22 protein-coding genes and 1 other annotated feature are annotated in these 19,819 nt (G+C 43.3%); of the genes, 20 read left to right on the top strand and 2 right to left on the bottom strand.

All coding sequences use genetic code 11. The features are described from left to right. Positions 1–11: 11 nt before the first annotated feature. Both HHK01_RS10940 and HHK01_RS10935 read right to left on the bottom strand, forming a co-directional pair. On the bottom strand, positions 12–461 hold the full coding sequence (locus HHK01_RS10940; RefSeq protein WP_170007827.1) for a PulJ/GspJ family protein: 450 nt from the start codon (positions 459–461) through the stop codon (positions 12–14). Then, positions 451–960: a type IV pilus modification PilV family protein gene (locus HHK01_RS10935; protein ID WP_170007826.1), complete on the bottom strand. Its 510-nt coding sequence runs from the start codon at positions 958–960 to the stop codon at positions 451–453. Before HHK01_RS10935 ends, HHK01_RS10940 begins: the two co-directional genes overlap by 11 nt. A gap of 400 nt (positions 961–1,360) precedes the next feature. Between HHK01_RS10935 and HHK01_RS10930 the strand changes: the two genes are divergently transcribed. From HHK01_RS10930 to rplU, 20 genes are all read left to right on the top strand, one after another. Beyond that, on the top strand, positions 1,361–3,034 hold the full coding sequence (locus HHK01_RS10930; protein WP_170007825.1) for a GspE/PulE family protein: 1,674 nt from the start codon (positions 1,361–1,363) through the stop codon (positions 3,032–3,034). Positions 3,035–3,045: 11 nt separating this feature from the next. Then, positions 3,046–4,086 carry a type IV pilus twitching motility protein PilT gene (locus HHK01_RS10925; RefSeq protein WP_170007824.1) on the top strand — a complete coding sequence of 347 codons (1,041 nt, stop codon included), beginning with the start codon at positions 3,046–3,048 and terminating at the stop codon, positions 4,084–4,086. A gap of 1 nt (position 4,087) precedes the next feature. Continuing rightward, positions 4,088–5,299, top strand: coding sequence for a type II secretion system F family protein (locus tag HHK01_RS10920; protein ID WP_170007823.1), 1,212 nt, complete (start codon positions 4,088–4,090; stop codon positions 5,297–5,299). Positions 5,300–5,415: 116 nt separating this feature from the next. Beyond that, complete coding sequence (locus HHK01_RS10915; RefSeq protein WP_170007822.1) at positions 5,416–5,826, top strand: type II secretion system protein; 411 nt, start codon at positions 5,416–5,418, stop codon at positions 5,824–5,826. A gap of 55 nt (positions 5,827–5,881) precedes the next feature. Beyond that, positions 5,882–6,628: a prepilin peptidase gene (locus HHK01_RS10910; protein ID WP_170007821.1), complete on the top strand. Its 747-nt coding sequence runs from the start codon at positions 5,882–5,884 to the stop codon at positions 6,626–6,628. A 153-nt stretch (positions 6,629–6,781) separates the two neighbouring features. Continuing rightward, a complete protein-coding gene (pilM, locus tag HHK01_RS10905; protein ID WP_170007820.1) occupies positions 6,782–7,780 on the top strand; it encodes a type IV pilus biogenesis protein PilM in 999 nt (332 codons plus the stop codon). Continuing rightward, the gene (locus tag HHK01_RS10900; RefSeq protein ID WP_170007819.1) at positions 7,770–8,327 is read left to right on the top strand and encodes a hypothetical protein; all 558 of its coding nucleotides are present in this window, start codon (positions 7,770–7,772) and stop codon (positions 8,325–8,327) included. Before pilM ends, HHK01_RS10900 begins: the two co-directional genes overlap by 11 nt. Next, positions 8,324–9,028, top strand: coding sequence for a hypothetical protein (locus HHK01_RS10895; RefSeq protein WP_170007818.1), 705 nt, complete (start codon positions 8,324–8,326; stop codon positions 9,026–9,028). The genes HHK01_RS10900 and HHK01_RS10895 overlap by 4 nt, the downstream gene beginning before the upstream one ends. Before the next feature lie 198 nt (positions 9,029–9,226). Continuing rightward, positions 9,227–10,321 (top strand): SPOR domain-containing protein, encoded by a 1,095-nt coding sequence (locus HHK01_RS10890; RefSeq protein ID WP_170007817.1) that lies wholly within the window; start codon positions 9,227–9,229, stop codon positions 10,319–10,321. 190 nt (positions 10,322–10,511) lie between these two features. Next, positions 10,512–11,099, top strand: coding sequence for a Maf family protein (locus HHK01_RS10885; RefSeq protein ID WP_170007816.1), 588 nt, complete (start codon positions 10,512–10,514; stop codon positions 11,097–11,099). Positions 11,100–11,146: 47 nt separating this feature from the next. Continuing rightward, a complete protein-coding gene (radC, locus tag HHK01_RS10880) occupies positions 11,147–11,872 on the top strand; it encodes a RadC family protein (RefSeq protein WP_170007815.1) in 726 nt (241 codons plus the stop codon). Positions 11,873–11,955: 83 nt separating this feature from the next. After that, complete coding sequence (locus HHK01_RS10875; RefSeq protein ID WP_170007814.1) at positions 11,956–12,987, top strand: rod shape-determining protein; 1,032 nt, start codon at positions 11,956–11,958, stop codon at positions 12,985–12,987. Between the two features lie 65 nt (positions 12,988–13,052). Then, on the top strand, positions 13,053–13,934 hold the full coding sequence (gene mreC / locus HHK01_RS10870) for a rod shape-determining protein MreC (protein ID WP_170007813.1): 882 nt from the start codon (positions 13,053–13,055) through the stop codon (positions 13,932–13,934). Beyond that, positions 13,931–14,452 carry a rod shape-determining protein MreD gene (gene mreD, locus HHK01_RS10865; protein ID WP_170007812.1) on the top strand — a complete coding sequence of 174 codons (522 nt, stop codon included), beginning with the start codon at positions 13,931–13,933 and terminating at the stop codon, positions 14,450–14,452. Before mreC ends, mreD begins: the two co-directional genes overlap by 4 nt. A gap of 83 nt (positions 14,453–14,535) precedes the next feature. After that, the gene (gene minC, locus HHK01_RS10860; RefSeq protein ID WP_170007811.1) at positions 14,536–15,237 is read left to right on the top strand and encodes a septum site-determining protein MinC; all 702 of its coding nucleotides are present in this window, start codon (positions 14,536–14,538) and stop codon (positions 15,235–15,237) included. Beyond that, complete coding sequence (gene minD, locus HHK01_RS10855) at positions 15,222–16,025, top strand: septum site-determining protein MinD (RefSeq protein ID WP_170007810.1); 804 nt, start codon at positions 15,222–15,224, stop codon at positions 16,023–16,025. Before minC ends, minD begins: the two co-directional genes overlap by 16 nt. A gap of 232 nt (positions 16,026–16,257) precedes the next feature. Next, positions 16,258–17,031, top strand: coding sequence for a M23 family metallopeptidase (locus HHK01_RS10850; protein ID WP_170007809.1), 774 nt, complete (start codon positions 16,258–16,260; stop codon positions 17,029–17,031). Beyond that, positions 17,024–17,884, top strand: a complete 861-nt coding sequence (locus HHK01_RS10845) for a M50 family metallopeptidase (RefSeq protein WP_170007808.1) — start codon at positions 17,024–17,026, stop codon at positions 17,882–17,884. Before HHK01_RS10850 ends, HHK01_RS10845 begins: the two co-directional genes overlap by 8 nt. Positions 17,885–17,893: 9 nt before the next feature. Beyond that, positions 17,894–19,285, top strand: a complete 1,392-nt coding sequence (locus HHK01_RS10840) for a ribonuclease E/G (RefSeq protein ID WP_170007807.1) — start codon at positions 17,894–17,896, stop codon at positions 19,283–19,285. 49 nt (positions 19,286–19,334) lie between these two features. After that, positions 19,335–19,488, top strand: a sequence feature (ribosomal protein L21 leader region). 11 nt (positions 19,489–19,499) lie between these two features. Next, positions 19,500–19,808, top strand: a complete 309-nt coding sequence (gene rplU, locus HHK01_RS10835; protein ID WP_170007806.1) for a 50S ribosomal protein L21 — start codon at positions 19,500–19,502, stop codon at positions 19,806–19,808. Positions 19,809–19,819 lie beyond the last annotated feature (11 nt).

Genomic DNA, 19,819 nt, shown 5'->3' with positions numbered 1-19,819 from the left:
CGTATACCCTCCTACAACCGTGAAATGATAGTTTGAACTTTAAATTCTAAATCAGGATTGCGCCTACTTCTGATAACTAGCTTGATAGGTAAAGATTGGGACTCAGGAAAAACGGAGATTTCCGATTTCACTGGCTTGTCATCAATAGTTAAAGCATAGGTGAAATTTGGATTGGATATCGTAAATGATTCTTCAAGATTTGAGATGGTAATGGAACTTTCATCCCAGTTTCCCTCCGATAAAATGATGTATTCTTCTTGTGTTTCGTGTTGGGTTGTTAGTAACGAAAGAATATAGTTGGCCTCTTGCTGCAATAGGGTTGTTTGTTGCGCTTGGTTGGAAGCTTTCATCCCGCTTAATAAAATGCTTCCAGTAAGCACGAGTAGAGATGAAAGGATCGTAATGGAGACCAGAAGCTCAAGTAATGTGACCCCGTCTTGATGGCGAACGTTATTGAGCATTGTTTTCTTCCTCGCTATCATATTCAAAGTATGCGTATGTATCTGAGAGAAGCTTTGTATCGTTGAAGACTTGAACGTACAACCGATACAGAGAAATAGAGGTACCTGAAAAATCTGGCTTCCTTTTTACGTGAACAAACACTTTGTATTGAAAGTGTTGAATTTGCAACGTGTAATAATCTTCCTCGTTAAACATCGTTTCTCCGACCGTTCCGGTTAAGCTTAATGCAGCGTACTCAGGATGGGACATGGAAAGATCCCCGTTTCTAACATTTCCGAGAAAGTCCTCCATTGCTACCCTTTTTGCGCTATTTTCCTTCAACTCAGCAAGTGTTGCCCGCACAAGGTTTGTCCCCTGAATTTCATCTGATGAGAGCGAATTATATTGAAAGGCATTTGTGAAAAAGGCCATAAACGTAACGAAAACCACAGATAAAATAGAAAAAGAGAGTAACACTTCAAGCAAAGTAAGTCCTCGTTCATTTGCAACACACTTCACGCGAATCACCTGCACTTTGGGAGCAAAGAATGTTTAATTCAGATTAGTTGGATAGTTCAGACGGCTCTACATATACATGTATTTAATTCAAGATCCGTAATATTAGTATAATTTTGTGTACTTCTTGGAAAGCCCATACTTGAAAAGTACTGCTCATCGCACAAAATCTTTATTAAAAATACACTTTGCGGTACAATAATCACAAGACTACATACCTATGAAAATACTTCCTTCATTGTACCATATAGTAGTGCTTTTTTAACTAAAAATAGAATATCGGCACGATTTCTAAAAATTAGAGTAACGAATAGATTACAGTGATCTGAAAGCTCATGGGAAAATATAGTGTTAAAAAAGATCTTCAATAAAATATTGAAATGGATACATAGGGGGGATATGGATGAAAGTACAGAGAAAACGGCTAGGAGACTTACTGGTAGAGGCTGGTCTAATAACAGAAAGACAGTTAGAAGCGGCACTCCTTGATAAAACAGTGGATCAGCGTATCGGTGACGTCCTTTTACAAAAGGAGCTTGTAACTGAGCGACAACTCATCGAAGTTCTAGAATTTCAGCTGGGAATTCCTCACTATCGGCTCTATCAGTATCCTTTCGACACGACACTATTTTCCCTCATTCCTAAAGAAGTAGCCAAGCGTAATGAGCTGATTCCACTAAAAAAGGAAAGAAATAAACTGTTTGTGGCTATGGTAGACCCAATGGACATGATCGCCATTGAAGATTTGAGACTATCGACAGGATTTCAGATTGAACCTGCTATTGCTTCTAGACAAGATATAACACAAGCTATTACTAAATATTATGACCTTAGTGAAGAGATAGAAGAAATAAGTGAAGAAACTGCGTCCACATTTACAGGAAGAGAATCACTAGAAGACGCAATTCGTAGTGAAAATTCCCCAGTCGTACGGTTGGTCAATCAACTTTTACTCGGGGCTATCAATGAAAGAGCGAGTGACATTCATATAGATCCACAAGAATCAGCAATTCTCGTTCGATACCGCGTAGACGGCCAGCTTCGCACAGAGCGTTCTTTGCCAAAGCATATGCAAAATGTCATAACGGCTCGGATGAAAATTTTAGCAAACTTAAATATTACGGAAACGCGGGCACCACAAGATGGAAGAATCAAAAAGAACGTCAACTCTCGCCCTGTAGATATGCGTATCTCCACTTTGCCAACCGTATTTGGAGAAAAAATTGTTTTGCGGATTCTAGACTTAACGCACGCGGGCAACGATCTAGAGTTACTAGGCTTTGAGGCAGAAAATTTGCGCCATTTCCGTTCTATCATTCAGCGACCTTCAGGGATCGTGTTGATTACAGGGCCAACTGGGAGCGGGAAATCATCTACGCTATATGCGGCCCTTCATGATTTGAATGATACGACTGTAAATATCATGACAATTGAAGATCCAGTAGAATACCAGCTAGAAGGCATTAATCAAATTCAAGTGAACCAAGCAACGGGTATGACATTTGCCAAAGGACTTCGCGCCGTACTTAGAGGGGATCCCAACATTATCATGGTAGGGGAAATTCGTGATAAAGAAACGGTAGAAGTGGCAATTCGTGCTTCGCTTACGGGTCACCTCGTGTTATCAACGCTTCATACGAACGATGCCATTAGTACGATCGTTCGTTTAGTAAACATGGGAGTAGAGCCCTTCTTAGTGGCTTCCGCTGTGAGTGGAATCGTTTCCCAAAGATTAGTACGTAAAGTATGCCGAGATTGTGGAGAACCCGAATCTGTTTCGCCTTCTGAACTAGATTTGTTTCACAAGAGAGGAATGACGATTCATAAAGTGATGCGCGGTAAAGGCTGTCCTTCTTGCAACATGACAGGCTATAAAGGAAGACTTGCTGTTCAAGAGGTACTCGTAATAGATGATGAAATGAAACAACTCATCCTTCATAAAGAATCAATGAATACTGTTCGTGAGTACGCCATTAAAAAGGGAACGCTCTTTTTACTTGATGATGGCCTACGAAAAGTGAAACAGGGAGTAACTACGACAGAGGAAATCCTTCGCGTAGCAATGGTAGAAGAGTAGGAGGGACGTCCGTGGAACAATACCTGCAACACTGTTTACAAACTGCCTATAACATGGGGGCATCCGATATTCACTTTACTGTTGGAATACCACCTGTTTTTAGGTGTGACGGGGATTTGCGTAAAGTTGGAGATCAGGCTCTCTCTCCTGAAGATACCGAGACGATTGCCAAAGAAATATTACCTAGGGAAGAGTGGGCTATTCTAGTAGAAAAAGGCGAAGTAGATTACTCGTACAGTATGCCTGGGGTGTCGCGATTTCGAGTGAACGTCTACTTCCAAAGATCTCACATCGCACTAGCTTTACGCGTATTGCCTGTTACGATTCCGACCGTTGAAGAATTACAATTACCGCACATCATCAAACAAATTGCTACTCTCTCTCAAGGGTTAATTTTAGTTACAGGACCAACTGGAAGCGGGAAAAGTACGACGTTGGCAGCTATTATCCGCTATATAAACGAGACAATGAGCAAACACATCGTCACCTTGGAGCAACCGATTGAATATTTGCATCAGCATGGCAATTGTATTATCGAGCAACGAGAAATCGGACAAGATACGCAAAACTTCTCTAGTGGATTACGGGCTGCCTTACGTCAAGATCCTGACTGCATTTTAGTAGGAGAAATGCGTGATATGGAAACGATGCAAACGGCTCTGTCCGCTGCAGAAACAGGACATCTTGTGTTGGCAACCCTTCATACGATCGATGCTCCGTCCACGATCCATCGAATTTTAGACTCGTTTCCGGGAAATCAACAACCGCAAATTCGTTCGCAACTAGCATCAGTTTGTCAGGCAATCATTGCACAAAGACTTTTGCCACGGCGAGAAGGTGGGCGGGTAGTGGCTCTAGAAATTTTAACTCACACGAACAGCATTGCAAATTTAATTCGGAACGATAAGATCCACCAAATCCCAAACGTGTTAATGACGTCTAAACAATTAGGCATGCAAACGATGAGTATGCATGTGCAGTCATTACTGAGAGAATCGGTCATAACGAGCGAAATAGCAGCTCCTTTCCTAGTAGAGACGAGGTATTCGTAAGATGCCACGTTTTCAATATACGGGGCGAACGGCAAGCGGAAAAGTAAGAGGAACCGTAAATGCCAACTCCGAGCGAGAGGCTGTCTCTCGTCTTCGTTCAGGTGGAGTCCGGGTCATAGACATCTTAGAAGTAAAAGAAACGGTATGGACAAAGGACATTCATCTTGGTCCTCCTGTTAAACTCGTTGAACTCGTTCTGTTTTTAAGGCAATTTGCAACGCTAGTGTCTGCCGGAGTATCTGTCATTGATTCAGTAAGTATTCTTGCCGCCCAAGTAGAGGGGAAAGTATTTAAAGGAGTCTTGTACGAAGTAGAAAAGGAGCTTCGTGAAGGACAATCTTTATCAAAAGCGTTCCAAAAGCATCCAAAGGTGTTTTCTGTATTGTTTATTAGTATGATTCAGGCTGGGGAAACAAGCGGAAACTTGGACGATACACTAGAAAGATTAGCAGTGCAATATGAAAAGCAACATGCCCTCAGACAAAAAGTGGTTTCGGCAATGGCATACCCGATACTCGTCGGGGTTATTTCCATCGCTGTTGTCATTTTCCTACTCGCCGCAGTGGTACCTATTTTTGAAGGTCTATTTGCCGATTTCGGTGGAGAACTGCCTGTGCTTACCCGGTTTGTATTAGCGATGAGTAATTGGACGCAGTCATTTTGGTACATTTGGAGTGGCCTTCTTCTCGCTTTAATTCTCGCTTTCACTAAAGTACGAAAAACTCAAAAAGGGAAATGGCGGTCAGATTATGCGATGCTAAAAGTCCCTTTAATAGGAAAACTTCTTCAAAAAGCAGCGATCGCTCGGTTCACGCGTACATTAAGTAGCTTGTTGAAAAGCGCAGTTCCTATTTTAGAAGCACTTAGAATGGCGGAGCAAACAGTAGGTAACGAAATCATGAGGAATGTGCTGCGGGAGAGTCGAGAGCTGCTCGAAGTAGGAGAACCTATGGCCACCGCTCTGAAAAATCATTGGTCCATTCCTCCCCTAGTTGCACAAATGGTTGCAGTAGGAGAGCAAACAGGAGCATTAGATACGATGCTGCAAAAAGTGGCCGATTTTTATGAACAAGAAGTAGAGGTAGCGACAGATCGTTTTAAGGCGATCATTGAACCGGTGCTAATTGTCCTACTTGCTGTTCTTGTCGGGACAATTGTCTTAGCCATTCTTATTCCGATGTTCGAACTGTTTAATCAATTGAATACCTATTGAACTACAACGACAGCAATTCGACAAAACTGTAGGTATTTCGTGGCAGCTAAGGGGAATATGTGTATAATAAAAGTACATGTTTCATAGATCTATAGAACAGAAGGAGGAGTGAAATTATGAGGAACCGACTACAACACGCACTAAAAAATGAGCGTGGACTAACTTTAGTAGAGTTGCTGGCTGTTATTGTCATTTTAGGTATTGTGGCGGCGATTGCTGTTCCGAGCATCGGTGGGATTATTACGAGTGCGGAAGAGGATGCGACTGTGGCTGAAGGTATCCAGATTATTAATGCAGCTAAGTTGTATACAGCGTCTGAGAGGATCGAGGATGGCGAAGTACTTACAGACGAAGACTTAGGTCAATTTTTGGATAGTGTCGATGACAAAGGATATAAAGTAGTAATAAATGTTAATAATGATAAATATGAATACACTCTTGAGGATCATGATTCGGTTGAGTTAGTCAATGGGAAAAATAGTGGCTCTGCATCTGAAGAAGACCTTTTAGGTAATACTGATGACTAAAATAACCATGATAATTGGAAGTAAATTCTCATAAAATCGAAAGGAACCCTTTCCTATGTGGACTAGCATCCTATTTTTGTACGGAACCGTGTTCGGATCGTTTTTTCATCTCGTAGGTTCACGTGTTCCTATAAAACAATCCATCGTATCACCGCGCTCGTATTGTCCCACCTGTCAGACGACGCTGTCTGGTGTGGAGCTTGTCCCGGTCCTTTCTTACGTTTGGCAAAAGGGGAGATGCCGTCATTGTTGTGTGCGTATCTCCCTCTTTTACCCACTCGTTGAGCTCGTAACAGGTGCTTTATTTGCCTTTTCTTTTGTTACATTTGGACTTGGCGTACAAGGGTGGATCGTATTACTCCTTATTTCACTGCTTGTCATTGTGACGGTGAGTGATCTCCATTATTTACTCATTCCAAACGCTATCCTGCTGTTTTTTCTTCCCTTTTTTTTGCTATTAACGTTGATAAGACCGGATTTGTCTATTGTAGAAGCTGGACTAGGTGCGACCATAGGATTTTTAATTCCATTTCTTGTAGGTGTTTTTTCTAAAGGAGGGATGGGCGGAGGAGATATTAAACTATTCGCTCTGCTTGGATTAGCACTTGGTGTAACGGAGCTTGTCTTAGCATTTTTCCTATCAACGGCATATGGGGCAGTGCTCGGTTGGTTTTTTGCTCACCGTAAGGGTAATCAAAAGAGAACCCCTATTCCATTTGCTCCTTTTATTGCATTAGGTACTTTAACCTCCATATTTTTCGGAGAACAATTGATAGATTGGTATATGACTTGGTTTTTATAAGAAGGATGAAAGGCTAAGAGCGCGACGTCAAGTAAGGAAGGTCTGCTAAGTACGCGACGTCCTGTCGCAACGCAGACACACTCGCGTCCTTGCGAGCGCAACGCCTTTCTGACCCACGTCGTGTGGGCCTAAGGATGAAAGGAGAGACCTGTGTTGCGTTCCTTGTTTGCTTCAAAATCTATCGCGCTCACGGTAAAAGATTATGCGATTCGCTGTCTTACCTATACACCGTCGGGGGGTGTAAGCTCAACGTATGAGCACTTGTTGCCGAATGGCATTGTGGAGAATGGTCAAATTCTTGATAAACCTGCGCTTCTTTCTCATCTAGTAAAGTGTGTAGGCAAAGTAAAGGGAAGACGAAAACGCGCCTCTTTTTTCGTTCCAGATGCGATTGTTATCGTGCGATCCATTACGATTCCACTTGATATACAACCTGATGAATTTAGAGGGTATATTCTACTAGAACTTGGTGTAACGATTCATCTTCCTTTTGAGGATCCTGTTTTTGATTATCATCTTGTTGCATCAGATGGTGACAAGCAACACGTTCTTTTGTTTGCAGCGCCAAGGGATGTCGTACAGGACTATTCGGATCTTTGTAAAGATGCGGGACTAAAGCCCGTGGTGGCCGATATTAGCGCACTTTCCTTGCAAAGGTTTTCTTCCGTACAAGACCGCTCTTCTTTTGAAGGACACACCTTACTTTTACAGGCAAATCTCGTAGCAAATACAGTTAGCTTTTTTCAAGATGCACATCTCGTATTTATGAGGCATATGAAATCTACCTTACAACCGATTGATTGGGAAGCCATTCAAGTAGAGAGAGAAATTTTGTATCGATGTAAAAGAGATGAGGGAGCGCTTCAGATGGATTGGAGACAACTCACTGAAGAATTGTCGCGTGTTTTAAACTACTATCGCTATACACTACACAAGGGAGAAGTAGAAGTAGATCGTATTTTAGTGAGTGGCGATCATCCTGATTTGCCTGATATTATTTCTGCTATACAAGCTCGATTTGATCAAATGACTGTTTTGCCCATCAACTCGCAAAGCCGAGAGGAGCTATCAGGAAAACATCACATCATCCCTGTGAGATTTCATGAGCTCATGGGTGTGCCCCTTCGAGGAGGACAACCCCATGTGGATTGAAGTGAATTTATTAGAGAGAAAATCTAGGCGGAAAAATTATGGGATGCAGGCGATGATTTTATGTACCACCGCATTTGTTTTGTTTGTCAGTTGGGTGTTGTGGGAGAGAACCCAACTGCAACAAGCGTTAAATGTTGTCACAACTGAAACAGCGGAAGTTGTTGAGACACGCCAACGTATTGAACGAGAAGCGCGTGTTGGGACAGATACTGCAGAACAGCAACTGGAAGGAGCTGTTTCATCGTTGGAGGGAGTTTCCTTTTCTGTTGTCTCTCTCATAGAGCACGCGACAAGTCTTCTGCCAGCAGAGGCTAGAGTGGTTCAAGCGCAATGGAATGGTGTCGAATCGGCTACTCTTAATGTTGAGTTTACGAATAAAAACAATGTCGCTTTTTTTCTCAGTCGTTTACTAGAATCTTTGTGGACTTATGAAGTTACGGTCACGGAGATTAAGTCGGAGTCAGCCGCTTCCAACGTGGCTACTATTACGATCATTTGGGTTGATCCTCTTGAGCTTCAACAACTTCAAGAGGAGGAGAGATCATGAAGCAGTTTTTGATGAAGAGAAGAGAAGGAACGGTGGCACTCATTGTCGTTTTTCTACTTGTTCTCATAGCTACTTTTTTGTATGTTCAATGGATTGTTCCTGAGAGGAGTAAACTGACACAGGCAGAGGCGCTCTTCCAAATTGAAAAAAGTGAATTACAATTAGCAAAATCAACAGCGAAACCTTTCGAAGAAGAGTCGCCGGGCCAAGGATCACTGCAAGAAGTATTACCCGTCCAACCACGTGTTGAAGAGGTTCTCCTTGAAATAAATAGAGCGGAATTGTCTTCAGGTGTTGCGGTTTCAGCCATTCAAATTGGAGACGATGAAATGATCAGTCTAGGTGAAGGACTTATAGAGCAGTTGGGAGAGTATATGGAACAGGATGCGGAGGGGGAGACGGCAACATCGTCAGGCGTCGCAGAAGTGATACGTTTCTCTATAAATGGAACCAGTTCCTCTTATAGAGAACTCGATAGCTTCCTTACTGCATTAGAAAATTCCACTCGCTTCAACCAAATAAGCTACGCCCAATTTACTGTAGGCACTGAAACAACAGGTAATGAGGGCAGTTTATTATCGATTCCCTTTACGGTAGACTGGTCTGTATATTACATGCCAAGTTTATTAGAGCAAGTCGAGTCACTTTTGCCTCCTATCGACAGTCCTGCTCCTGCAGGGAGAGAGAATCCTTTGAATTGAGTGGGATTTCGATCATTTGCCATTGACAAATCTAGCGAGCAAACGACAAATATTTCGGTAAGAGTATGAAAAAGAACCCCCCTTGTCGAAACAAGCAGAATACCGTCACTATCTATTGAGGACAAGACGACAAAAGTCTTGTTCTTTTTTATTATCTCTATGCTAGCATAAATCAAAAGGTGTAAAGGGAGGCTGTTGATGATGGACGAGCATACGCGTAAAGAAGATGAACGAGAGAAAACTTCTCAAACATCTTCTACTATATCTATAAAGATTAACGGAGAACCCCATTTATACAAAGAGAATCAGAATGCGACAAAACAGAAGGCGAAAGATGCCTTGCAGGAAGCTACAGAACAGGTAGCTAGCGCCAAAGAACACGTTGAGGACGAGTTTGACTGGGTGCTTCCAAAAGAGGAGCAGGATATCCAGCCATTACAAAAGAAATCGTACCGAGATGAATCCGATCGTGGATTCACAACGGTTCCGCGTAACCCTTCAAAAACTAAGTTTAAGGGTGGGAAGCGTAAAGGGTTTCCTCTTGGGTCACTCCTGTTTGCAACCGTGTTTGCAGTGGTCATAGGCGTTGCCTTCGGATTCCTTCTTCTACAGTTTGTATTGTCAGATGAAAAGGCCGAAACCGCATTTGATCCAACAGCTACTCCACCAAGTGAAGGGGAGTCGACTGAAGGTGAGGTAGGAGGATTTACTTCAACGTCTATACCCGAGATGGAAATCTTTGTCGTGCAAGGGGGGGTATTCTCGACTGCTAACTCTGCCAATACTGTAGCAGCTCGCTTAGAGGAAGCTGGTGTTCCTACTGCTATCGTCGAACAGGGAGAACAATCTTTTTTATTTACTGGTGTGGCTCCAACACTCGAAGAAGCAAGGCAATTGGCGAGTGTTATTAAGGAAGAAGGGTTTGAGGCGTACCAAAAGCCATTTTCACTTGCTGAATTGGAAATTAGCGAAATTACTTCCGGCGAAAAAGAAGCTATAACAACAATGCAGCCCGTCTTCACAACACTTCTTACTTCGACTTATCAATTGCAATCAAGTGGGGGAGTAAGCGAAGTGGAGACGTTAGGTGAAAGTATGGAAGCGTTGCAAACGTTAAATGGCATGGAAGCGATGCAGCCCCTCGTAAGCTCTTTGCAAAATGGATATGAAGCGTTACTCTCCTACGAGGAGGCAGGAGTCGACGAAACAATACAAGAAGCTCAACGCTCACTCCTGCAATTTTTAGATGCATACACAGCACTGGCTAATGCCACCGTACAAACTGAAGAATAGCAATGATCCGATAAGTTTCTCTGTAAAAGGTAACCTCGTTTTATAGAGAGACTGTTTTCTTTTTACGACACTAAATAATTTGATAGTAGATCGGATTGTTTTCGTTGTCTATGTTGAATGCTGGGAACAACTTTGGTAAACTATTATTGGATATCTCCCTTTTTATTCTCATTTGAGGAGCGAAATTTATATGCCAACGCTCGTATTAGCCTCGCAGTCTCCACGAAGAAAAGAACTTCTTGAACAGCTCCAAATTCCTTTTATCCAACAGCCAGCAGACATTGAAGAAGTGATTTCACCTGCCCTCCATCCAACTGAAGTCGTCCAAGAGCTAGCTTTGCAAAAAGCGCAAGCAGTTGCGAACAAGCAAAGTGGTGACGCCATTGTTCTTGGTAGTGATACAGTTGTCGTACTAGAGAACGAAATATTGCAGAAACCAGCAGATGAAAAAGAAGCTTATCGTATGCTTCGACAATTAAGTGGAAACACACACACAGTATACTCCGGGGTGGCGATTGTATCTGCAAGGAGACCACCCGTCCAATTTGTACAAGCTACAGAAGTGACGTTTTATGAGTTAACTGATGCTGAAATTTCGACCTATGTAAGATCGGGTGAACCATTTGATAAAGCCGGTGGTTACGGTATTCAAGGTGCTGGTTTGTATTTTGTTCAGGAAATTTGTGGCGATTTTTATGCAGTGATGGGGTTACCTATTGCGCAAACTGCGAGAGCTCTTGAGAAGTTAGGCATTCCTTCCGTGTTAACAAAAACATAATGCTTTAAGGGCGCTTTTTGCTACTTGAAGCTACAGGAGGAGCGCCATTGCCAACAAAAGTAAAACAAGTCACTTCCAACACAACATCTCGTCCATCTCTCACCATTAAAGACGTACCCATTTCTGAAAGACCTCGTGAACGCATTCTACAACATGGAGCTACTCATTGTACGAACCAAGACCTCATTGCTCTGATTCTAAGGTCAGGAACCAAGACTGATTCTGTTCTGCATCTCTCCCAACGAATTCTACAACAATTTGAAGGACTTCAGTATTTGCAACACGCTACCTTAGAGGAACTCACTTCTATCAACGGGATTGGCGAAACGAAGGCGATTCAACTGCTGGCTACTTGCGAACTCGGAAAAAGAATCGCAACGTTCCGTGTACAAGATCGTGTCGTCATTCGTTCCCCGCAAGATGGTGCAAATTACGTGATGCAGGAGATGAAGGCGTTGCACCAGGAGCACTTTGTTTGCGCTTATCTCAACACAAAAAACCAGGTGATTCATAAACAAACGGTTTTTATAGGGAGCTTAAATGCGTCGATCGTACATCCGAGGGAGGTGTACAGAGAAGCGCTGCGCCGATCAAGTGCTTCATTGATCTGTTTTCATAACCATCCATCTGGAGATCCAACCCCTTCAAGGGAAGATATTGAGGTCACCCGCAGATTAGTGGAGTGTGGTAAGCTATTAGGAGTCGAGGTACTTGACCATATTATTATTGGGGACGAGAGGTATGTTAGCCTAAAGGAAAAAGGGTATTGTTGACACTATGATTTTAAGTAACGTTCAGCTATAATAAAATTTATGATTTCTGGAAGGATTTCGTTTTAGAAAGGGAGATACCAACGATGTTTGGAATTGGATCACGCGACCTTGGGATTGATTTAGGAACTGCGAATACGCTCGTATATGTGAAAGGCAAAGGGATCGTTTTACGTGAACCATCCGTCGTCGCACTTCAAACCGAATCAAAGCAAATCGTTGCAGTAGGAAACGATGCTAAAAATATGATCGGAAGAACACCTGGAAACGTCGTAGCGATGCGCCCGATGAAAGATGGCGTGATTGCGGATTACGAAACAACAGCGACGATGATGAAACATTACATACAACAAGCTACGAAAAGCAAAAGTTCGGTGTTTTCACGCAAGCCGTACGTCATGGTATGCGTACCTTCAGGGATTACTGCGGTAGAACAAAGAGCCGTTATTGATGCCACTAGACAAGCTGGTGCGAGAGATGCATATCCTATAGAGGAACCATTTGCAGCGGCGATTGGTGCGAACTTACCCGTTTGGGAACCTACCGGTAGCATGGTTGTTGATATCGGTGGTGGCACTACAGAAGTGGCGATTATTTCACTTGGTGGTATCGTCACAAGTCAGTCGATTCGCATTGCAGGAGACGAAATGGACGATGCGATCATTCAGTACATTCGAAAAACGTACAACTTGATGATCGGTGAACGAACTTCTGAAATGATCAAGGTAGATATCGGGTCTGCCGGTAATTCAGAAGACATTGAACCAATGGATATTCGTGGTCGTGATTTGTTAACAGGATTACCAAAAACAATTGAGATCACAGCACTAGAAATTTCGCAAGCGTTGCGCGACACCGTGTATGCCATTGTGGATGCTGTTAAAAATACACTAGAAAAAACACCTCCTGAGCTTGCAGCGGATATTATGGACCGCGGTATTGTATTAACTGGTGGTGGAGCACTATTGCGTAATCTTGATGAAGTGATTAGTGAGGAAACAAAAATGCCCGTTTTAATTGCTGAGGAACCACTCGATTGTGTTGCAATTGGAACTGGAAAAGCGCTGGATCATATCCATTTGTTTAATACAAAATCTCGCGGTTCACGTTCTTATTAACAAGTGTTCAAAAAGTAGGGCGACCCGGACTTTTTGAACCTCTAATTAGGTAAGGGGTTTTTCCGATGCCGCAATTTTTCTTTAACAAACGGCTGATCGTCTTGTTAGTGAGCATAATAGTCCTCGTAGCGTTAATTGGTTTTTCGTTACGAGACCGGGCTCAATTGACCTGGACAGAGCAATTTTTAAAAGACTCGTCGGGGTTCGTTCAAACAATTGTAGGGTTTCCGCTTCGTCTCATTGATGATGGAGTCGAAAATGTGAAAAATTTACTTGATACATATGAAGAAAATACATTGTTGCGATCTCGACTTGATCAATACGGGCAACTTGATAGCGAAGCAACGCAGCTCCGAAAAGAAAATGAAGAGTTGCGAGCACTTCTCGATAAAACGGAAAGTTTACGAGATTACGAATCGATCCAAGCTACAGTGATTGGGCGCAATCCAGATCGATGGGATGAACTGATTACTATTAATAAAGGATCAGTTCATGGCGTCGAAAAGGATATGGCGGTGATTACGGCAAAAGGACTTGTCGGTAAAGTTAAGAGCACTGCGCAAACGACTTCAACCGTACAACTTATAAGTTCTTCAGACCCTACGAATCGTATTTCAGCAATCGTGCAGTCAGAAGAAACGCAAAATGGTGTCATTGAAGGGTATGACCGTAAGGAAGAGAAGCTGATCTTACGACGAATCCCATATGATGCCGAAATTGAAGAAGGACAACGGGTCGTGTCAAGTGGGTTAGGGGGCGTGTTTCCATCCGGCCTACAAATTGGAACGATTTCTAGCATTGAACCGGATGAATACGGGTTAACAAAAATGGCATACATTGAACCGGAAGCCGACTTGTACCAGCTAGAAAACGTGGTCGTGGCTAATCGTGTTATAGAGGGCACCGAAGCTGAATTCGAAAGTGCTGAGGAGGAAGACGGAGCATGATGCAAAAGCTCGTTCTACCTGCCATTGCCCTTCTGCACTTTTATTTGGAAAGTTACTTTGCTCTCTATTTATCTGCTGAGCAAATTGGTTATGAGTGGACGCTCGTGCCACGATTTTTATTGCTATTCTTGTTGTTTATGTCTGCTTATTACAAGCTAGAAACTGCTTTCGTGTACGCCTTTATTTTCGGTGCTCTCTACGACATTGTATATACCGAGATTATTGGAGTGTATCTCGTTTTATTTCCGATGAGTATATGGATTGCGAGCAAGTTGATGCGGTGGTTACAACATCATATTGTTCTATTAGTGCTTATTGCCCTTGTCGCAGTAAGTTGTCTAGAATGGGTACTATACGGATTTCAATTGCTCGTGAACAATACGGAAATAGGGGTACAAACATTTGTGTTAGAGCGTTTTGTACCATCCATTCTCTTACAACTAGTTTGGTTAGTGGTGTTTGCATTTTTTTACAGTAAATTGTTACAAAAACAGCGGACTATAGTACTTGACGCATAATGAGTGAAATTTTTCCTAGGTAAAAGAGGATTTTAGTAGCTCTGTATGGAACTCTGTATGTAGCATCAGAGGTGACAATTCCGATGAAAACAAAACAACCTGTCATGATTAAAGGAACTAAAGAAGGTCTCACATTATATTTAGACGACGCATGCTCTTTTTCTGAACTTATTCAGGAGCTCAGGGCTAAGCTTTCTGGTCAATATGAGGGACAGGAAGATCGTCCCGTTGTCACTGTTTATGTACAAACTGGCTATCGCACGCTTCGACCCGAACAAGTGGAGGAAGTGAAGTCTGTTGTACGGGAGCAGAGGCATTTGGTCGTGGGGAGCATTCAAAGCGACTGCTTAACAATCGAAGAAGCAAACGAGTGGCGCAGGCAGAATGAATTGATGTGTGTAACGAAAATTGTTCGTTCTGGACAAGTATTGCGCGCACCCGGTGATCTTCTCTTGGTAGGTGATGTAAACCCTGGGGGAGAGATTGCTGCTGGAGGGAACATCTTTATATTGGGCGCGCTACGTGGCATAGCGCACGCTGGCTGTGAAGGCAACAAATCAGCAGTCATTGCTGCCTCATTTATGAAGCCGTCGCAACTTCGCATCGCTGATTATGTGAACCGTGCTCCAGATGAAGAGGGGACCGTGGATACTCACGCGATGGAATGTGCTTATGTAGATGATAAGGATCAAATTGTTTTGGATCGTTTGCAGGAATTGGCAAAATTACGACCTGCTTTGCAGGAGTCGTTTGAAGGGGGACTCGGAACATGGGAGAAGCCATAGTCATTACTTCAGGAAAAGGCGGAGTTGGAAAAACAACCACAACCGCAAATCTTGGCACAGCACTCGCCCTCCAAGGAAAGCGTGTCTGCTTAGTAGATACCGATATTGGATTGCGTAATTTGGACGTGGTTATGGGACTCGAAAACCGCATCATTTATGATCTTGTCGACGTGGTGGAGGAGCGGTGTAAGCTTCATCAAGCACTCGTGAAGGACAAGCGGTTCAACGACTTATTGTATCTTTTGCCTGCTGCACAAACGACGGACAAATCTTCTGTCAATCCTGAACAAATGAAGCGATTGATTGAGGATTTAAAGCAAGAATTTGATTATATCGTGATTGATTGCCCAGCCGGGATTGAACAAGGCTATCAAAATGCGGTAGCAGGAGCGGACCAAGCGATTGTTGTGACGACACCGGAAATCTCAGCGGTGCGAGATGCCGATCGCGTAATAGGCTTACTAGAAAAAGAAGATATGGAGTCTCCTAGATTAATTATTAATCGAATTCGCTCTCACATGATGAAAAGTGGGGATATGCTTGACGTGGATGAAATCACGATGCATCTCTCCATTGAACTAATTGGGATCGTTGTTGATGATGATGCAGTGATTCGTGCTTCTAATGACGGAGAACCAATTGTCATGAAGCCAGATACACGTGCGAGCATTGCCTATCGTAACATTGCCCGCAGAATCTTAGGTGAATCGGTTCCTTTAGAGCCACTCGAAGATGAGCATAACGGTATGTTTGCTAGGTTGAAAAAGTTTTTTGGTGTGAAAGCGTAACACAATAAGACTACTTGCGTACACGGCATTTAATTATACTGTGTACGTTTTTTCATTGGGCGAGCCAGGTACGCGTGGCAACGAACCAGGCAATATATCCAGATAAACACAGACCCCGGGCATGATAACTCTTTAAAATCAACTCAATTCAGTTTCATCTCCCCCATTTGCATATTCAAACCGAACGAGTCATAGACTTGTACAAACTTGTGGGAAACGGGTGGTGGTGCGAGTGAAAAATCGAGCTGATGAAATACGAAAGGAGTTTTCTAAGAGGCGACGTACTGGGGCTACTGGAAACTACAGTCAACCAAGACGAACACAACTTGAAGAACAGCATGGATTTCCTGCTATTTACGAGCCATACGAGCAAACAGGAAGATCAGAAGGTTCCTCTTCGCGTCCTCTCTTTTCAAAAGAATGGTGGGTTCTCAAAGTGCTTATCGCTGCCAGTCTATTTCTTATTGTAGCGATTTCTTTTAGACAAGCGGGATCGCCTTTTCAACAAACGCAACAGTTTGTAGACCGAATGATGACCGAAGAGTTTCAGTTTGCTGCGGCGGGGACTTGGTATGAGGAAACGTTCGGGGAGCCACTTGCGTTCTTTCCAACGGAAGATGTGGAAAAAGAAGTCCCCACCAATACTACTGCGGAATATTCCATTCCGGCGAGTGCACGTGTAACGGAGTCGTTTGAAGCAAATGGACAAGGAATTCTCATTGAGACAGGAAAAGGTGCAGATGTGCAAGCGATGAACGGAGGAAAAGTCGTATTTGCTGGGGAGAAAGAGGACCTCGGCAAAACGGTTATTTTACAACATGCAGATGGAAGTGAGTCTTGGTACGGGGAACTAGAATCTCTTGATGTGAACGTATATGAATTTGTTGAAGCCGGATCATCAATTGGTATGGTGAGTGACGGTGGAACGAACACGGGGTTGTTCTATTTTGCAATCAAGCAAGGAGATACGTTTATCGACCCAATTCAGGTGATTTCCTTTGAATAATGTATGGCGGGTGTTTTCGAAATTTCGTATTCATCCGTTATTTTGGCTCGTTGTTGCGCTTAGTATTATTACCGCAAATTTTTGGTCGTTGCTTGCTTTAGCTTCTCTCGTGCTGATACACGAATTAGGTCATGCGTTCATGGCCTCTTTTTTTTCGTGGCGTATTCGCTCTATTCAACTTCTTCCGTTTGGGGGAGTTGCCGAAATGGAAGAGCACGGGAACCGTCCGATGTTTCAAGAGTGGCTCGTTGTGTTAGCGGGTCCGGTGCAACATGTGTGGATCGCCGGTCTTCTGTACGTTCTTCACACTACTAGTCTCCTCTCCACTTCAACTTTTGAATTATGGTCAGGTCTGAACATTGTGCTACTCTGCTTTAATTTGCTACCAATTTGGCCATTGGACGGTGGGAAAATTGTGTTTTTATTATTATGTACGTTCCAAACTTTTGTGAAGGCACATGAGAGAACTTTATTTGTATCGCTAGCTGTTCTCTTTTTGTATGTTGTAGCTGTTCTCTTTGTAGAGCCGCTTCATATGACAAGTTATGTGCTGGCTACGTTTTTAGCCGTCTCTCTCTGGAAGGAGTGGAAGTACAGACGGTATGTGTTTATTCGTTTTTTGCTAGAAAGATATTATGGAAAGAAACAGTCTGTGGGTTCTCTACAGCCTTTGCGTTTACAAGAGGACGTTACCGTTTACGAAGCACTTACACGATTTAAACGCGGGAAAAAGCATACGATCCAGTCTGTCGCCGGTGGACAGACAATGGGTCATATTGACGAAAATGAGCTCCTTCATGTTTTTTTTGCCGAGAATCTGTACAATACAAAGGTAAAAGATCTCATATGGTGAGGTGGCTTCATGAGGGAGATTATAATAGACGACAAAAGACGAGTGCCGCGAATTGGACTGTTTGTGGACGGACAATTGGAACGATACGAGGAATACGTCTCGAAGGCAGGTCCAATGCCTGGAAGTGTATATCAGGGGAGAGTGTCGACACTGGCCCCTCAGTTAGACGCAGCTTTTCTTCAATTAGGTGTGGGGACACCCGCATTGTTACATAAACGAGATATTCCGGGTGCAAAGAAAGGTGGCTTTCCGTATCGAGAAGGCGACCTTGTCTTTGTACAAGTAGAGCAGCCGGAGCGAGGGAATAAAGGCGCAAAGCTAACAGGGCATATAGAATGGGGGGGCGAGTTACTCGTCTACTTGCCTTTCAGTAAGTATGTTGCTTGTTCTAAAAAAGTAACTCAAAAGGAGCGGGAGCAGTTGCTGAAATTCGGCACTTGCTTAGTCGAAGGGACAGAGGGTGTACTTTTTAGAACGGCCGCTGCAAAGGCTACCCGGGATGAACTTCAAACTGAGTGGGATTTGTTACGTGACGAGGCACAAGCGAAGATTCAAAGCGCTACTGGTGTTACTTGTTTAAAAGAAGCACAAACGTTTCAAGAACAGGTGCAAAGCTTTTGTTCACATCTTCTAAACAAAGAGGGATCAACAACTGTGTATGCGTCACCTGCGCGCTTCAATTTATACAAATTGCCTCAATCATGGAATAGGGAACGGATGTCTTCGTTAGTTCGTGGTCGTCTTTCTCTTGCGGATATAGATTACTGGCTGCAGGAGCGGGTGTTTGTCGGAGAGGACGGGGTGAAGGTCACGATTGATGAGACAGAAGCAATGACCGTATTCGATGTCGACTCGGGCAAATCACACACATCTCGCGTGGCATCGCGTGCAGCATTTGAAACGAATAAAAAAGCAGCCAATTTAATTGCTCGTCTCATTCGCTTGCGCAACATTTCTGGGTTGTTTGTGATTGACTTTGTGAATATGGATATTCCAACAAACAAAAGGGACGTCACGAAATACTTTTTTGAAGAACTCACAAAATGGGATTCACGAGCGGTACAGTTAGGAACGATTTCCCCATTTGGAGTTTTGGAAGGAACTCGTAAGCGAATAGGGCCGACAGAGCAGCGAACCCAGGCTTGTGCGGTTTGCCAAGGAAGTGGTCGAGTCCCTTCAGCAAATGTACAACTTGAAGAATTAAATGATACATTTGCGCAATTTTCTAGGGAGGATATGGCGTATGTAAAGATAGAGTGGACAGAGGTGATGAAGAAGACTTGGGAGCAGCACAAACACGATATGTCCCTCCCTTTCGAACTCCAGTCTCGCATTGTTGAAGGGGACAACCCCTTTTGGTCTGTTCGTGAAGTGTCTGCTTATCGTCCTGAAAACCGTTGACCTTCTTTCTTTACTTATGGTATGATTCTCTTGTTATGCTTTGATAGCACCAAAGCTACAACCGCTCAGGACTAGGTTAAAAAAAGCACACTTTGGGCACACACGATGTGGGTCAGAAAAGGCGTTGCGACACGAAGTCGCGAATTTAGCCTTTCATCCTTAAAAAGTGTCACCTAGCACACTGGCGAGTCTTTAGTCTAAGGAGGTGCGACACATGTACGCAATTATTGAAACTGGCGGAAAACAAGTCAAAGTCGAAGAAGGTCAAACAATTTTCGTTGAAAAATTGGATGCTTCTGCAGGCGAGACAGTTACTTTTGACAAAGTATTACTCGTCGGTGGTGACAACGTAAAAGTTGGAAGCCCAGTAGTTGATGGCGCAACCGTTACTGCAAAGGTCGAGAAACAAGGCCGTGCGAAGAAATTGGTTGTCTTCAAATACAAGGCGAAGAAAAACTACCGTCGTAAGCAAGGTCACCGTCAACCTTACACGAAATTGACGATTGAAAAAATCAACGGCTAATGTGTGGGGGT

Source organism: Bacillus fonticola, assembly GCF_012955605.1.
Taxonomy (GTDB): Bacteria; Bacillota; Bacilli; order Bacillales; family JC228; genus Bacillus_CG; species Bacillus_CG fonticola.
This window is presented reverse-complemented; position numbering and strand designations above follow the sequence as displayed.

Coding starts and splice junctions, on each gene's coding strand:
- HHK01_RS10940 (WP_170007827.1), bottom strand. CDS start 461: ATGCTCAATAACGTTCGCCATCAAGACGGGGTCACATTACTTGAGCTT.
- HHK01_RS10930 (WP_170007825.1), top strand. CDS start 1,361: ATGAAAGTACAGAGAAAACGGCTAGGAGACTTACTGGTAGAGGCTGGT.
- HHK01_RS10920 (WP_170007823.1), top strand. CDS start 4,088: ATGCCACGTTTTCAATATACGGGGCGAACGGCAAGCGGAAAAGTAAGA.
- HHK01_RS10915 (WP_170007822.1), top strand. CDS start 5,416: ATGAGGAACCGACTACAACACGCACTAAAAAATGAGCGTGGACTAACT.
- HHK01_RS10910 (WP_170007821.1), top strand. CDS start 5,882: ATGTGGACTAGCATCCTATTTTTGTACGGAACCGTGTTCGGATCGTTT.
- HHK01_RS10900 (WP_170007819.1), top strand. CDS start 7,770: ATGTGGATTGAAGTGAATTTATTAGAGAGAAAATCTAGGCGGAAAAAT.
- HHK01_RS10895 (WP_170007818.1), top strand. CDS start 8,324: ATGAAGCAGTTTTTGATGAAGAGAAGAGAAGGAACGGTGGCACTCATT.
- HHK01_RS10890 (WP_170007817.1), top strand. CDS start 9,227: ATGATGGACGAGCATACGCGTAAAGAAGATGAACGAGAGAAAACTTCT.
- HHK01_RS10885 (WP_170007816.1), top strand. CDS start 10,512: ATGCCAACGCTCGTATTAGCCTCGCAGTCTCCACGAAGAAAAGAACTT.
- HHK01_RS10875 (WP_170007814.1), top strand. CDS start 11,956: ATGTTTGGAATTGGATCACGCGACCTTGGGATTGATTTAGGAACTGCG.
- mreC (WP_170007813.1), top strand. CDS start 13,053: ATGCCGCAATTTTTCTTTAACAAACGGCTGATCGTCTTGTTAGTGAGC.
- mreD (WP_170007812.1), top strand. CDS start 13,931: ATGATGCAAAAGCTCGTTCTACCTGCCATTGCCCTTCTGCACTTTTAT.
- minC (WP_170007811.1), top strand. CDS start 14,536: ATGAAAACAAAACAACCTGTCATGATTAAAGGAACTAAAGAAGGTCTC.
- minD (WP_170007810.1), top strand. CDS start 15,222: ATGGGAGAAGCCATAGTCATTACTTCAGGAAAAGGCGGAGTTGGAAAA.
- HHK01_RS10840 (WP_170007807.1), top strand. CDS start 17,894: ATGAGGGAGATTATAATAGACGACAAAAGACGAGTGCCGCGAATTGGA.
- rplU (WP_170007806.1), top strand. CDS start 19,500: ATGTACGCAATTATTGAAACTGGCGGAAAACAAGTCAAAGTCGAAGAA.